This is a genomic window from Gardnerella coleohominis (assembly GCF_002896555.1).
GTDB lineage: Bacteria > Actinomycetota > Actinomycetes > Actinomycetales > Bifidobacteriaceae > Bifidobacterium > Bifidobacterium vaginale_F.
In genome coordinates this window covers 227,770-242,209 of sequence record NZ_MNLH01000001.1, presented here as the reverse complement: position 1 = coordinate 242,209, position 14,440 = coordinate 227,770, and the positions used below count along the sequence as shown (strand labels likewise).

Below are 14,440 nucleotides of genomic sequence, written 5' to 3'. Positions count from 1 at the left end.
AAAGCGTCAACTAATTAAATAACAACACGTATTTAACGCGATTACTTACTATTGTTGATCGTCAGAAGAATTACCATCACCTGAATTTGAAGATTCCGGATTATTACTACGGCCCATCGGCGCATAGCCGCCCTGATCATCCTTAGGATGTGGAGCATTTAACGGATAGCCATTGCCATCGCGATTTGCAAGATCTGAGCTTAATTCCTTAATTTTCGCCAAATAATCTTTAAGAGCATTTTGCAAATCTGTAATGCACTGTTTTAATTCATCGTCGTTATTATTGCTCTTAATAAGAGCTTTTCTTGCAAGATCAACAACTTTTTCTAATTCAGATTGAGCGTCTCCGAATATAGGGACATTCTTAGTTTTATCTATAAGCTCTTGACCTTGATTAACTAACTTCAATAGCTTATTAGAAACTGCTGATTTACTTGCTTTTATAGCCGCTTTAGCAGATTTTACAAGAGCATCTCTGTCTTGATGGAAAGAGTCGATTTTATCTGAAAGTTTATTTTCAACAGATGGAGAATTTTCAGAATCAGCCCCAACAGGACAATTAGGTAATTTCTCTTTAGCATCTGATTTCGCATAGTTTAAAGATGATTCAAAATCATCAAATGCATCTTTAGCTTCATCTGAATCTGAGATAAATTCAGTTTTCTTAATATTTATAGCTTGAAGAACGTCATCATCTGAAAGAGATTTTATAACACCTTTTTGAGCATGCAGTGCTTTCTTTCGTAATTGGACACAAGTTTTAGAAGGCGTAGCAACGCTATTATTACTCGGCTTATTTTTATTCGTAGTTAAGAAGAACACGACTGCAGCTACGATTGCAATTGCCACCATTAAAACAGCGACTATAGCAGTAATAACTTTGCTATCTCTAAAAATGGAACCATTAGAATCATTGTCAAACTGAGAATTATCTTGATCAAATGAAGATTCGGAATCATAATCACCAGGTAAAAACTCTGGAGGCATATTTGAAGAATTCAAATCATTAAAATTCTGATAATTATTATTTTGATCTCTCATACTCAGCCATTCATCATCTAAAAATCATCATCTCAAAGTAATTCAAAATAAATTTGAATTAGCAAATAAACTTCAGTGCTAATTTAAAATCTATTCATGAAAAATGAAATTTCATAAATTCTATCACTATAAACTATTTACGCACCATATTCTCGCAAATAATTTTCAGCTCGAGCAGCCAAATTCTCATCCATAACAGCGCTTCCGTCACTATTAGTGAGTTTTTGCGCTGCAGCGAAAATTTCACGCACATTAGCAATTGGCAAAACTGGGAAGCCAAACTCCTGCTCTACTGCTTTTACTGCAGAAAGCTCACTGTCTTTCGTGCGTTCCATTCTGTCTACTGCCAAAATCAAGCCAACAACTTGCACATTTGCTTCCGCTTTAAGCTTTGGCAAAGTTTCACGAACTGCAGTTCCAGCTGTCATCACGTCGTCAACAAGCAGAACTTTCATGCCGTCTTTTAACGGTTTTCCAACCATAATTCCGCCGTCGCCATGATCCTTTCGCTCTTTGCGATCGAAAGTAAAGCCAACAGGCATATTGTGATTATTCGTCAAAGCCATTGCCGTAGAAACTGCCAGCGGAATACCCTTATAAGCAGGACCGAAAACAGTGTCAATATCTTGCGGAAGTTTGCCATCTTCGATTGCAGCAATAACTCGCTGAGCGTAATATGCTCCTAAGCTCGCGATTTTCATACCGTCATCAAAAGCGCCTGCGTTAATAAAATAAGGTGATTGACGACCAGATTTTAGCGTGAAATCGCCAAATTTAAGTGCGCCTGAATCAAGCAAAAACTTTGTAAAACGTTCGTCTAATTCTGCCATAATTGATTCTCCTTCTTAAAATAATTTTAAATACTTTCTTAAATACTTTCTTAAATAAACTTTCTTGCTATATTTAATTTCAGCGCCAAGTTTTTCCTTCAGCAAGCAAAGACGCAAGCTTTGGACGAGAATCAAGCAAATCATCAAGCTCGCGAGCAATGCGAATAGGAGCAGTAGGATCCACCAAAGCAGCAGCACCAACTTCTACAGCATTCGCGCCAGCATACAAGTATTCCAAAGCTTTTTCGCCAGAATCAATGCCACCAATACCAATAATTGGAATATCTGTCATAGCTTGGCGAACTCTCCACACAAACCCAAGTCCAATCGGGAAGATAGCAGGACCGGAAACGCCTCCTGTACGGTTTGCAATAATCGGTTCGCCTGTTCGAATATCAATTCGCAAGCCAACAAGCGTATTAATCATGCTTAAGGCATCTGCTCCAGCATCAACTGCAGCTTTGCAAATTGAAACAATATCAGTAACGTTCGGCGTCATTTTTACAATCATTGGCTTGTCTGTCATTGCGCGCAGACGCTTAATTAAGCGGTGTAATGCAACCGGATCCGTGCCGACGCTCATTCCGCCGTGAGTCACGTTTGGGCAGCTTACGTTAATTTCGAGCATGTCTGCAGAAGAATCTGCAAGCTTTTCAACAACTTGCGCATAATCGTCGTCACTGTGCCCTGCAACATTAGTAATAACAAGCGCTCCCATGGATTTTAGTTTTGGCAACTCGTCTACTAAATAGTGGTCTACACCAGGATTTTGCAATCCGACTGCGTTTACCATTCCAGAAGGAGATTCTGCAGTGCGCGGAGAAGGATTTCCTTCCCAAGGAACAGGTGAAACGCCTTTTGTGCAAATTGCGCCAAGCTGACTTACGTCATAAAAACGTCGGCAAGCTGCAAGCTGGAAAGTTCCAGAAGCTGTACCAACCATGTTTTTCCACTTAACGCCTGCAACTTGAGTTGGATGCTTCCACACATGGCTGGTGTCAAAGCCAAAAGTTTCAGCGGAATTTGTTGCAGAATTTGCGTTATCTGCGTTATTTGTATTATTTACAGCACTCATATTTTTTTACTCCCAACCCAAACGATTTGCTTCAAAAACAGGACCGTCGTTGCAAACTTTCAGTCTGCCTTCCAAAGTGTCAACAACGCAAGCAACACACGTTCCATATCCGCAACCCATTCTTGCTTCTAAACTGAGCTGGCATTCAATATTTCTTTCATGCGCCCAGTGAGCTACGGCTTTCATCATAGGCAAAGGACCGCAAGACAAAATCACAGTTGGCAAATCGTCTTCGAAATCAAAATGCTTAACTTTTTCAAGTTCATTTAGCAAAGTGATAACAGTTCCTTCAGCATTCGTAATACTGTGTACGTCTGCAATATATTCTTTCATTAAATCGTCTGCAAAACGCTTGCTACGGTAGCCAAGAACCGCTGTGACGCTAGAATCTTCACGCTTTGAAAGCGCTTGAGCAGCACACAAAATAGGTGGCACGCCCAAACCTCCACTGACCAACACATAATGTGCAGGCTCAGAAATATTAAAGCCAAGTCCTAAAGGACCAAGCGCATCAATACTATCTCCTGGCTTAAGTTCAGCAAACTTAGCAGTGCCTTTGCCAATCACAGCGAAAATTAGAGTAAAAGTATCCCCATCTACGCTTGCAACTCCAAAAGGACGAGGAAGCATAGCAGTTGGATCAGGAGAATACAAGTTCACGAATTGCGCAGGAGTGGATTTTTTAGCTATCTCTTCATCTCTTAAAGTCAAACGATACACGCCTTCGTCTAGCTTCTCATTATTAAGCACTTCTATAGCTCGGCGACCCCAAAGGCGCGAATATTTTGCATTATCGCTTTCATTCAACGCGCTTGATCCTGATGAATCAAAAGCGTTTTCACGTAACGTAAATATGGCGTTTCCAGATGCTTTTCGCGTTGGAATAAACATGCCATCACTCATGTGGTTTCCCCTACCCTTGTATGTGTTTTGTACCGTTGCGTTTTGGTTACTTTTTAGTTTTGTTTATCTTTATTTTATTTTTAGTTTTAGTTTTGATTTTAATTTATTTTTAAGTTTTATTTTTTAGTTATACATTCTAGCGATAAACTGCATTCCGCAAGTCATCTCGCATGTTCCTCGCTGCAACAGCTGCAGAATCATGCACAATATCAAGAATGTCATCAAGAGACATGTGACCTTGATGCTTTAAATAATCTTCTGATTTTTTCCAAGCACCAATAATACCGCGCGAAGAATTTACAATAGCACCTTCAGAATTTGCATCAAACATTCCAGCAACATCTTGAGCTGTACCGCCTTGAGCACCATAACCTGGAACCAGGAAGAAAGTGTGCGGCATAATCTCGCGCAAACGCTTACCTTCTTCCGGATGCGTAGCTCCAACAACAGCACCGACTTTAGAATAACCGTGCTTTCCAATGTTTGAAGCACCCCAGTTCTCAATTAAATCAGCCATATGCTCATACACTGGCTTTCCATCTTGCAAAATAAGCTCCTGTAGCTCTTTGCTAGAAGGATTCGAGGTGCGAAGCAGCACAAAAATGCTTTTATCGTGCGCTACTGCTTCGTCAATAAAAGGCTTCACTCCATCCGAACCCATATAAGGATTTACTGTAAGAGAATCTTCATGCCAGACGTCAAAATTTTTAGAGCTTTTTAGAAGATTTTTAAGAGATTGCGGCAGCTCACTACCAGTAGCGCTGTCGTCATCAAAGTAGACAGAAAGATTAGCAAAACCGCTTAAATGAGCCGCATATTGGCCAGCTGTAGATCCAATATCCCCGCGCTTTGCATCTCCAATTACAACTAATCCTTGCGATTTTGCGTATTCACAAGTCATCGTGTAAGTATCGATACCAGCAGGACCAAGCGCCTCATACATTGCGATTTGCGGCTTTACTGCAGGCACGATATCCGAAACAGCATCAATAATCGCACGATTAAACTCAAAATAAGCAGTTGCAAGAAGCGTTGGTAAAGCTTCCTCTTTGCTAACTTCTTGTAAAACTTCGTCAGCAAGACCGCTAATAATTTCTGCAGGAACAATTCCAGGCTTAGGATCCAAGCCCACTACGCTAGGATTTTGCTTAGCTGCAATCGCTTCAATTAATTCGTCCATAATTCACCACAAACCTAACTGTATTTAACTTCAATCACATTCTTGAGAAAGCAATTTCTGAGCCAATAATCGTCGCCACCGGCCTTCCAGTAAGATGCCAACCGTCAAAAGGAGTGTTACGAGCTTTAGAATGGAATGAATTTGCGTCAACAGTCCAATTCTCATTCATATTAATAACAACTAAATCAACATTTTCAGGATGTTCTGTAAGGTTTAATCGCAAAGTTCTTTTTGTAGCGCATCTTGCAGATACGTTCAACATTGCAGCAATATCAGTAGGTCTTCTACTCATCAATTGCATCGGATTTACAGCCATTAATTCAATTAGGTGTTTGTCATCTGTGTATCCGGCTTCAACAAGAACTTTTCTGCAAACGCCATAAGCGCACTCAAGACCAATAATTCCATTAGGAGTTTTTGCAAAGTCTCCAGATTTATCCTCAACTGTATGAGGAGCGTGATCGGTTGCGATCATATCAATAGTGCCATCCGCAATAGCGGCTAATGTTGCTTGACGATCCGCCTTAGAACGAAGAGGAGGATTCATCTTAGCCATCGCGCCATATCGCAAAACATCCTCATCACACAAAGCTAAATAGTGAGGTGCTGTTTCACACGTAATCGGCAATCCCTCTTTTTTCGCTTTACGAATAGCCTCAAATGCAGCAGCTGTACTCACATGCTGGAAATGCACATGAACGCCAGTTTCTTTAGCGGCATCAATATCTCGTTGCACAATTGCAAGCTCAGTAGAAGCTGGAATTCCACCAACACCAAGCATTTTTGCAACAGGCCCATCATTTACAGAACCGGTATCGTGATGCTCGCAATGCTCAACGAACGGCAAGCCAGTTTGTTTCGCCATTTTAAGAACATCTCGTAAAATCGGTTCAGGAACAGCAGCACCATCGTCACTTATAGCAGTGATTGGATGCTTTTTCATAGGAGAAGTTTTTTCGTCATCGCAAATTCCCGGAACATATTTTTTCCAAAGTTCAATATTGCTAGGCTTCAAACCCTCTCGTCCTAATGATGCGCACACGCTTAAGTCGTAGCGAACAGGCAACTTTACTCCGTAGATGCATCCGTATCGCTGCAAATAGTCAATAACATTTTCTACGTCAAAAGGAGCATCGTTCCAAGGCTCGCCATCAACTGCAGGAATCGTATTCGGCATAATCAAAACTTGCGTGTATCCACCTGCAGCCGCAGCATTTGCGCCTGTCATCATAGTTTCTTTTGCCGTTTGGCCAGGATCTCTAAAGTGTACATGAGGATCAGCAAAGCCAGGAGCAATAGTCCAACTGCTAGCATCAATATCTCCACTAATTCGCGCATTTTTCTCTATAAGAGCATCCTGTCGAACGCCATCTATAATAAGATCAATGCGCTCGCCTGTATCCCAAACAGAGATATTGCGCAAAGTTAAGGTACGTGCTTCGTTCATATCACTCCTAGTTTGCGTAACTTTTAATTTTTATTGTTATTTAATTATTCTAATATATTTTATTTTCATTTAGATTCTTCGTCACAATATAAGCAATGATATTCATGCCTTTGAGACTCAGACTTATAGAATTTATGCTTAAGAGTTAGCTCACTGTTCGTTATGCATCGAGGATTCGGGCATTCGAGATTTTCAGGAGCATTCAAATCAGCTGTATGAATTCTTGGCTTAGCCAAAGAAATACCATTAGCATCGCACGCTTCAGCTTCTTCGCAAGGTACTTGAACCAAATCAGTTGGCTGATATCCTGCAAGCTCATCTCCTAATACAGAACTTTCCAAAGCCATACGCATAAGCATGCCATTTTTAACCTGCTCAAAGTATGCTGCACGAGGATCGTCATCAACATCAACAGCGATTTCGTTAATACGCGGAAGCGGATGAAGCACTGGCATATAAGATTTTGCTTTTTGCAATTTTTCTTCCGTCAAAATGTACGTGTCACGAAGTCGCAAGTATTGTTCGCGATCTGTAAAACGCTCTTCTTGCACGCGCGTCATATAAAGCACGTCCAAGCTGCCAATAACTTCCATCAAGTCGCGAGTCTCTTCGTAAGTGCACGAAGGCGTATCGTTAATGCGATCGATTACATACTGAGGAGTTTTAAGCTCATCTGGGCTAATTAGAACAAAATGAACATTTCCAAAACGGCACAAAGTTTCAATAAGCGAGTGAACAGTGCGACCGTATGTTAAGTCGCCGCACAAGCCGACAGTGAGATTATTAAGGCGACCAAATCTAGCAAGAATAGTTGCCAAGTCTGCAAGAGTTTGCGTAGGATGCATATGACCGCCGTCACCAGCGTTAATAATAGGCGTGCTCACAGCTTGTGTTGCAACGAAAGCAGCACCCTCCTTTGGATGACGCATCGCAACGACATCAACATAATTTGATACAACTTTCAAAGTATCATTTACAGTTTCACCTTTGCTTGCGCTAGAAAGTTGCGCGCCGGCAAAACCGATTACCTTACCTCCTAAACGCAGCATTGCTGTTTCGAAGCTTAAACGAGTGCGAGTGCTTGGCTCATAAAAAAGAGTGGCCAACACTCTGCCATCGCAAGTGTGAGCCACTTCTTTACGGTGCGAATCAATGTATCGCGCTTTATCTAAAAGCATTCGTATTTGTGCTGTTGAAATATCGTCTAATGTAACAACGCTTTTGCCTGCTAATGAATTAGCAATCGTATAACGAGAAAAACTTTGATTAGAAGAATCAGAAGAATTACAAGAATTAGAGGAACTAGAAACGTTAACTGCATTCATCATAATAAATATCGCTTACCTTTCGTCAGTTGGCAAGACGGTCACATACTACGCGACCTACGCAATTCTACTTATTTGCGTTGACGAATGCACCCACCGGAGTGGCGTAATACTATGACGCAATTACGCCATAACACTAGCGCCCATAGAATAGGCGAGACATTGTTTCGCGGCATTGACGCATGGTTGCTAAAAGATCGTTTTCGAAAACGCGACCTTGATTCGACTCATATCCAAGGTATGTAGCAATTCCGCCTAATGAATACGAGTCAGTTGGAATTATATCTGCGCGAGACATTGATCCTGACCACAAGAAGTTTGCGTTTCGAACAGCAGAACACATATGCCAGCATCGACTTAAAACTTCGGCATCTTCATTGCTTATCAAATTCTCAGATTGCAATGCTTTCAAGGCTTGCATAGTTCCAACTACTCGCAAAGACTCATGCTTTGAAGCATATTGCAATTGCATTAATTGCACTGTCCACTCAACGTCACTCAATCCGCCACGGCCAAGCTTTAAATGACGATCCCTACTTACGCCTCTAGGTAAACGCTCTGCCTCCATGCGAGCTTTGAGCTTACGAATTTCAGCAAGCTGCGATTCACTAAGCGGATTTTCCGAGTAACGCAATTCGTTTACAACCCCATTAAGCAAAGCATCGGCTAATTCTTTAGAACCTGCAGCAAACCGCGCGCGCAATAATGCTTGACGCTCCCACGTACTCGCCCACTGACGATAATACTTTTCACAAGATTCTAGACTGCGAACTAACGGACCGTCTTTGCCTTCCGGGCGCAAATCCAAATCAACCATAATTTTTGGCTCAAGCGTAAGCGATCCTTGGAGAATATTTCGCAAAATATCTACAGTTGTTTGAGCAAAACGATGAGCAGCATTTAAATCGCAATCTTCGTCAACTGGCTTATAAATTACCATTATGTCTGCGTCAGAACAGAAATTTACTTCCCTGCCGCCATAACGTCCTAAAGCAATAATCGCAATTTCAGCTTGATTAGAGTTAAAATTCATTCGCAAAGCAGCATCGCGCATAGACCATTGCAAAGCAGCATCTAAAACAGCATCAAAAACATCACTCATTGCAAGCATAGAAGCGTCGTCGTCAATTAATCCACACATCCAAGCTAAAGCTACTCGCTCAATTTCTTGACGGCGAAGCGCTCGCAAATATTGCGCAAAATCATCAATACTAGTGTCATACCTTGCTAGCATTGCATGCGTTTGCATATCTAAACTTTCACGTCCGCGAGCAGATAATGCTTCGTCATCTCCGAGCCACGTAATTGACTGTATAGATTGCATCATTGCATCACCTAAATAGCGCGAATCAGCCAACACATGGCAAAGACGTTGAGCTGCAGAAGGAGAATCACGCAAAAAACCAAGATACGTATTCTTGCCACCAAATCGTTCAGAAAGACGTCTCCACGCAAGCAAACCCATATCTGGATTCTGCCCATCGCCTAGCCATTTCAAAACAGCTGGAAGTAAAATTCTATGGATTTTAGCAGCGCGCGAAAGTCCCTCGGTAAGAGCTTCAACATGCAATTGTGCGGCGCGAGGATCCGCAAAACCAATTGATGCAAATCTTGCACGAGCGGCTTCAGGCGCAAGAACAATAGGATCAGAGTCAGATTGCGCGTTAATCGGAAGCATTGGCCGGTAATAAATATCTTTGTGCAAATGACGAATTTCACGTCGAGCTTTATCGAATTGCGCAACAAGCTCTTCAGGACGTAATCTAACAGCACGCGCAAGCCTACGAATTTGCTCATTATTGTTAAGCTGCTCAGCGCAAACTGTGCGAGCACGATCCAAACCACCGTTACCTTTAGCGCCTAAATCCGGGAATAAATGTGTGCGATGCATATTCCACATTTGCTGACGATGCTCAAGAACTCTTTCAAAACGATAATGCTCAGCCAAAGTTGCAGCTTGCGATCTTGAAACATATCCACCAACTGCTAATGCTTGTAAAGCAGAAAGAGTGTCTCTAACATGCAAGGAAGAATCTTCACTTCCATGAACAAGCTGAAGCATTTGCACTGTAAATTCAACGTCTCGTAAACCACCGCGACCAAGCTTCATGTCAAGATCTCGTTGCGAAGCAGGAATAAGCGACTCAACACGTTGACGCATATGCTGGCAGTCAGAAACAAAATGATCACGCCTAGAAGCCTTCCAAATAAACGGCTCAACCATATCCCTATAGGATTTTCCAAGAGAAATATCTCCTGCTGCTTGGCGAGACTTTAAAAGAGCTTGAAATTCCCAACTACTCGCCCACTTTTCATAATATTCCCTATGAGATTCAAGACGTCGAACAAGAGGACCATCTTTACCTTCAGGACGAAGAGCCGTATCAATCTGCCATAAAGGAGGCTCTGAACATCCCATAACAACAGACTGGCATACTTTTTGCAAAACCATTGCCATAGATGTGCCGACTCTAATTGCAGCATCTTGCGGTTGACTATCCGAAGGCTCAACAACATAAATCAAATCAATATCTGAAACATAATTAATTTCTTGAGCACCCAACTTACCCATTGCAATTATTGCAAATCTACAAGCTGAAGATCCGCTAACTTGTCCACGAGCAATAGCTAAAGCAGCCTCTAAAGCGGCATCGGCAGCGTCGGAAAGTTTACAACTAATATCTGGCTGCACTTCCACAGGGTCTGCGCTCGCTAAATCGGCTGCCATAATTGCAGCAATATGCTCACGATATCGCGCTCGAAGTGATGAAACAGCTTGCGCAAAGCCAAGTGAAGAAACAGGAATATTTACAGAAGAATCATTATTCGATGAAGAAACTACAGTCGCGATATTAGCTTGTACCGAATTTAATAGATCCTCACAACGCTCATCTCTAGTCATATGCAGTAGATGATTAGGATCGCTAGATGCAGCTTTTATAAGATCCGGATGCGTGCGCATTAAAACGCCTAATGCGTTTGACGCTCCAAGAACTTGCAATAAAGAAGTAAAGTCATGAGATTGAGGATTATGAACAAGAATATCTTTTATAATATCTGGGTAAATATTTACTAAATCTCTTAAAGCTAATACTGCTGCATCGCAATCTTCAACAACGCTAATAGAATCAAACAATAATTTAGCTGTAATATCAGGACAAATTCTGCTAATTGTCTCCATTGCTTCGCGAGCTAAATCAGGGCGCAAAAACCCTGCTTTAATGAAATCTCTTGCACTCATGGAAGTGTAATCGGAAGAGTCATTGAAAGTGACATTGGAAGCGTCACTATAAGTATCGTGAGATGAATTATTCAAAATTTTTTCCGGAAGTATTATTTTCACCATTTCCGCCATTTTCACTAGTCTTTCTAGTTTCATTGCTTTGATTAGTTTCGCTAGATTCGCTAGTTTGATTATTGGTCTCTTTAGAAGTTTCCTTATCAGCCTCTTTAGAAGTTTCTTCAGAATACTGTTTTAATAAATCAAATCTAGGATCATTCTTCCTCAAAAACACATAAGGAAACTGCTTTAAAAGAAAACGGTGAACAGCAGGAATTTTCCCAATAAACATACCTAACACTAATGCAACAATAACAGCTACAGTTGCAACTCGCATTTTCATTACAAATAACACGATTACTGCAACGAAGCAAAGCACGCTTAAAATTTGTTGAAGAATATTTTGTACCTTAGTCATTGAGGACGTTCTAAGAGGTATTCCAGCAAAATAAATTCCAATTACTACAGACAATAGAAAAGCAATAATAGTTACGGCAATTTCAATAAGTGACATGGCATTACCTTTCTTAAGTAGCAGCAATACTTTTAGTTTACCATCGTACTAGCATCACAATTATTTGTTTTTCTAACAAACATATTAGTCTTTTATGCTATTTTCTAACTATCTACTAACTATCTACTAACTATTTTCTTTAATAAAAATTTTATAAATCTTCATCGTTTTTCGTTACATCTTTATTAGCGTTAGACAATATTAGATTGTTATTGATGTTATTTCGTTTACGTTTTTTATGAATGCGAATTTTAGGAGTGCTTACTTTAATTGGCTTGGTTCTTTTAGCGGCTCCCAATAAAGTCAAATCGAATTTTACTGAGATAATTCGCATAACAACTACAAGAAGTACAATGCACGTATCGAGAATCATTTCTGTTTTAACGTCAAAAGTTCTACTATGCGCGCCTTTCCATACAAAAACAGTTAAAATGCAACCTATTGCAGCTGGGAACGCATACCAGTGTTTATCTCTTACAACAACTGGAACTTGGTTAAGCATCATATCTCTAATAAGTCCACCTGCTAGAGCTGTAAACATGCCTAAAAATACGGATGCCATTCCAGACATTCCAAAATCCAAAGCTTTAGCAGTACCATTAACAGCAAAAAGCCCAAGCGCTAGAGCATCAAGAGTTAGCATAAGCCATTTCCATTTGTCTATCTCAGGATGCGCAATAGCTACTAATAATCCTGCAGCTAATCCAGTGAAAACGAATCCTCTATCTGCAATACCAACTGGAGGTAATGCTCCAAGCAGCACATCACGCACAATACCGCCGCCCAAAGCAGTAATCCATGATGTTGTAATAATTGCAAAAAGATCATACTTCTTACGTATTGCCCACATTCCTCCAACCATGCCACAGCATCCCATAGCAATATATTCAACGACAAGGAAGAAAATGTTATCGCCTAATGCTCCTTCCACAAGGCTCCTTTCGAAAGAAATATTTCTGATCTTATTAATAATCTTTTAGCATACAATAAGCGCGCCACCTACAAGCTTATACCTTTTGCTAATACGCATTGCTTATATTCTTATAGTTTGACGCGCTTTTTATTCCATTTTTATTCTATTTTTTGTTTTACTTTTACTTTTATTCTATTTTTTGAAATTGCTAAAGTTATGAAAACTCGAGTTTTAAAATTCTACAGTTTCAAAACTTTATAGTTTTATATCCCGTAGTTCTATATTCTATAGCTTTATAGCTCTAGATATTTATAACTAATTGCAAACTTTCCACATCCAATTATGAGTATCTTCTACTTCACCAAGTTGAATGCCGAGCAATTCATCTCGTAATTCTTTTGTAAGTTTGCCAACTTCGCATCCGGAAACTTCAACCTCGAATTTTTCTGATTTAAATCTTCCGATTGGAGTAATAATCGCGGCTGTACCGCATGCGAACACTTCAGTAACTTCACCAGAGCGAATATCTTCGAGTAATTTCTCTAACGGAATCATAGTTTCTGTAACTTCATGACCATGATCTTCCGCAAGTTGAATAATTGAACGTCTAGTTACGCCAGGCAAAATATTTCCTGTTAACGAAGGCGTTTCTAAATGGCCATCCTTATGAAGTGCAAATACATTCATTCCGCCTAGCTCTTCTAGGTATGTCTTAGTTGCAGCGTCAACAAAGCATACTTGCTCACAGCCATGTTCAATACCTTTATATTCGCCAAGTAGAGAAGCTGCATAATTCCCGCCGCACTTAGCAAAACCGGTACCGCCAGGGCCTGTGCGGAACCACTGATCTTCAACCCAAATGCTAACAGGCTTCAAACCGCCCTTGAAGTATGGGCCAGATGGAGAAGCAATAACACAGTACTCAACTTCGTGGGCTTCACGCACGCCAAGGAATGGTTCAGAAGCAAACATGAATGGACGCATGTAAAGTGTGTACTCGCGACGACTTGGAACCCATTGTCTATCTCGCTTTACTAAAGCTGCAACTGATCCAATAAAATCGTCAACTGAAAGTTCTGGCAAATACAAACGTTTAGCAGAATTTTGGAATCTTGTAGCATTAACGTCTGGGCGGAAAAGCCAAATAGATTCATCAGTACGCTTATACGCTTTCAAACCTTCAAAACATTCCTGAGCGTAATGTAAAACGGATGCGCCTGGATCCATTTTCAATGGACCGTAAGGCTCTACGCGACGATCAGACCATCCTTCGCCTTTAGTCCAAGACATGTGGGCCATATTGTCTGAGAAAATCTGACCAAAAGCAGGCTTATCGATAAGCTCATTCCGCTTAGCGTCGCTTGCAGCATTCGGATTAGGTAAAACTGTAAATTTACTTACAAGATCATCTAAATAGTTTGTATCACAATGATTTTCTTGCATTACTAATGAATTTGCTTCTTCCATTGAATCAGTCATTAATGCCTCTTTCTTTCAGCATGTATTTTATAAATGCATTATTATAAAACATTCTAAGCACTAATTTTGAGTATTCGAAAATCAGACGCCTAACTCTCATATGTCTTAGCATCATTCACAATATCATTATTAATCTTTACACGCATATAAGTTATATATGATTAGCAAAAATTATTATTCGAATTCGATATAACAATATATAAGGTATAGATACTGTATACAAATACAGATGATATACGTATATTACAGGTATCACGAGTATTGCGGATATCACGGATATAGATAGATACGCGAATACATACGAAGACACATATATAAAAGAATAAAAAAAGATTTACTTACAACAAATTAAAGTGACAAAAAGATAAAAAAATTAGGCTCGCATAAGATTTACTTACGAGAGCCTAATTAACTAGATTTTCTAGATTACTAGATAACTAGATTAACTAATCT

The 14,440-nt window shown here is 40.3% G+C and carries 11 protein-coding genes; all 11 read right to left on the bottom strand.

Annotated features, from left to right (window positions below; all coding sequences use genetic code 11):
- Window positions 1–48 precede the first annotated feature (48 nt).
- Complete coding sequence (locus BFS05_RS00860) at window positions 49–1,041, bottom strand: hypothetical protein (protein ID WP_103084185.1); 993 nt, start codon at window positions 1,039–1,041, stop codon at window positions 49–51.
- Window positions 1,042–1,178: 137 nt separating this feature from the next.
- Entirely contained in the window at window positions 1,179–1,871 is a 693-nt protein-coding gene (gene pyrE / locus BFS05_RS00855) for an orotate phosphoribosyltransferase (RefSeq protein ID WP_103084184.1), read from the bottom strand.
- A gap of 79 nt (window positions 1,872–1,950) precedes the next feature.
- The gene (locus BFS05_RS00850) at window positions 1,951–2,946 is read right to left on the bottom strand and encodes a dihydroorotate dehydrogenase (protein WP_103084183.1); all 996 of its coding nucleotides are present in this window, start codon (window positions 2,944–2,946) and stop codon (window positions 1,951–1,953) included.
- A 6-nt stretch (window positions 2,947–2,952) separates the two neighbouring features.
- Window positions 2,953–3,849 (bottom strand): dihydroorotate dehydrogenase electron transfer subunit, encoded by an 897-nt coding sequence (locus BFS05_RS00845; RefSeq protein WP_103084182.1) that lies wholly within the window; start codon window positions 3,847–3,849, stop codon window positions 2,953–2,955.
- 136 nt (window positions 3,850–3,985) lie between these two features.
- Window positions 3,986–5,029, bottom strand: coding sequence for an orotidine-5'-phosphate decarboxylase (gene pyrF / locus BFS05_RS00840; protein ID WP_103084181.1), 1,044 nt, complete (start codon window positions 5,027–5,029; stop codon window positions 3,986–3,988).
- A gap of 34 nt (window positions 5,030–5,063) precedes the next feature.
- Entirely contained in the window at window positions 5,064–6,476 is a 1,413-nt protein-coding gene (locus BFS05_RS00835) for a dihydroorotase (protein WP_103084180.1), read from the bottom strand.
- Window positions 6,477–6,541: 65 nt separating this feature from the next.
- Window positions 6,542–7,804 (bottom strand): aspartate carbamoyltransferase, encoded by a 1,263-nt coding sequence (gene pyrB / locus BFS05_RS00830; protein WP_103084179.1) that lies wholly within the window; start codon window positions 7,802–7,804, stop codon window positions 6,542–6,544.
- A gap of 133 nt (window positions 7,805–7,937) precedes the next feature.
- The gene (locus tag BFS05_RS00825) at window positions 7,938–11,042 is read right to left on the bottom strand and encodes a bifunctional [glutamine synthetase] adenylyltransferase/[glutamine synthetase]-adenylyl-L-tyrosine phosphorylase (RefSeq protein WP_258004184.1); all 3,105 of its coding nucleotides are present in this window, start codon (window positions 11,040–11,042) and stop codon (window positions 7,938–7,940) included.
- A 67-nt stretch (window positions 11,043–11,109) separates the two neighbouring features.
- A complete protein-coding gene (locus BFS05_RS00820; RefSeq protein ID WP_103084177.1) occupies window positions 11,110–11,595 on the bottom strand; it encodes a hypothetical protein in 486 nt (161 codons plus the stop codon).
- 151 nt (window positions 11,596–11,746) lie between these two features.
- A complete protein-coding gene (locus BFS05_RS00815; RefSeq protein WP_103084176.1) occupies window positions 11,747–12,526 on the bottom strand; it encodes a trimeric intracellular cation channel family protein in 780 nt (259 codons plus the stop codon).
- 297 nt (window positions 12,527–12,823) lie between these two features.
- The gene (locus BFS05_RS00810) at window positions 12,824–13,951 is read right to left on the bottom strand and encodes a branched-chain amino acid aminotransferase (protein WP_103084340.1); all 1,128 of its coding nucleotides are present in this window, start codon (window positions 13,949–13,951) and stop codon (window positions 12,824–12,826) included.
- Window positions 13,952–14,440 lie beyond the last annotated feature (489 nt).

What these genes read in the sequence shown, in the direction of transcription:
- BFS05_RS00860 (WP_103084185.1), bottom strand. Translation starts at nt 1,041, where the DNA reads ATGAGAGATCAAAATAATAATTATCAGAATTTTAATGATTTGAATTCT.
- pyrE (WP_103084184.1), bottom strand. Translation starts at nt 1,871, where the DNA reads ATGGCAGAATTAGACGAACGTTTTACAAAGTTTTTGCTTGATTCAGGC.
- BFS05_RS00850 (WP_103084183.1), bottom strand. Translation starts at nt 2,946, where the DNA reads ATGAGTGCTGTAAATAATACAAATAACGCAGATAACGCAAATTCTGCA.
- BFS05_RS00845 (WP_103084182.1), bottom strand. Translation starts at nt 3,849, where the DNA reads ATGAGTGATGGCATGTTTATTCCAACGCGAAAAGCATCTGGAAACGCC.
- pyrF (WP_103084181.1), bottom strand. Translation starts at nt 5,029, where the DNA reads ATGGACGAATTAATTGAAGCGATTGCAGCTAAGCAAAATCCTAGCGTA.
- BFS05_RS00835 (WP_103084180.1), bottom strand. Translation starts at nt 6,476, where the DNA reads ATGAACGAAGCACGTACCTTAACTTTGCGCAATATCTCTGTTTGGGAT.
- pyrB (WP_103084179.1), bottom strand. Translation starts at nt 7,804, where the DNA reads ATGATGAATGCAGTTAACGTTTCTAGTTCCTCTAATTCTTGTAATTCT.
- BFS05_RS00825 (WP_258004184.1), bottom strand. Translation starts at nt 11,042, where the DNA reads ATGAGTGCAAGAGATTTCATTAAAGCAGGGTTTTTGCGCCCTGATTTA.
- BFS05_RS00820 (WP_103084177.1), bottom strand. Translation starts at nt 11,595, where the DNA reads ATGTCACTTATTGAAATTGCCGTAACTATTATTGCTTTTCTATTGTCT.
- BFS05_RS00810 (WP_103084340.1), bottom strand. Translation starts at nt 13,951, where the DNA reads ATGCAAGAAAATCATTGTGATACAAACTATTTAGATGATCTTGTAAGT.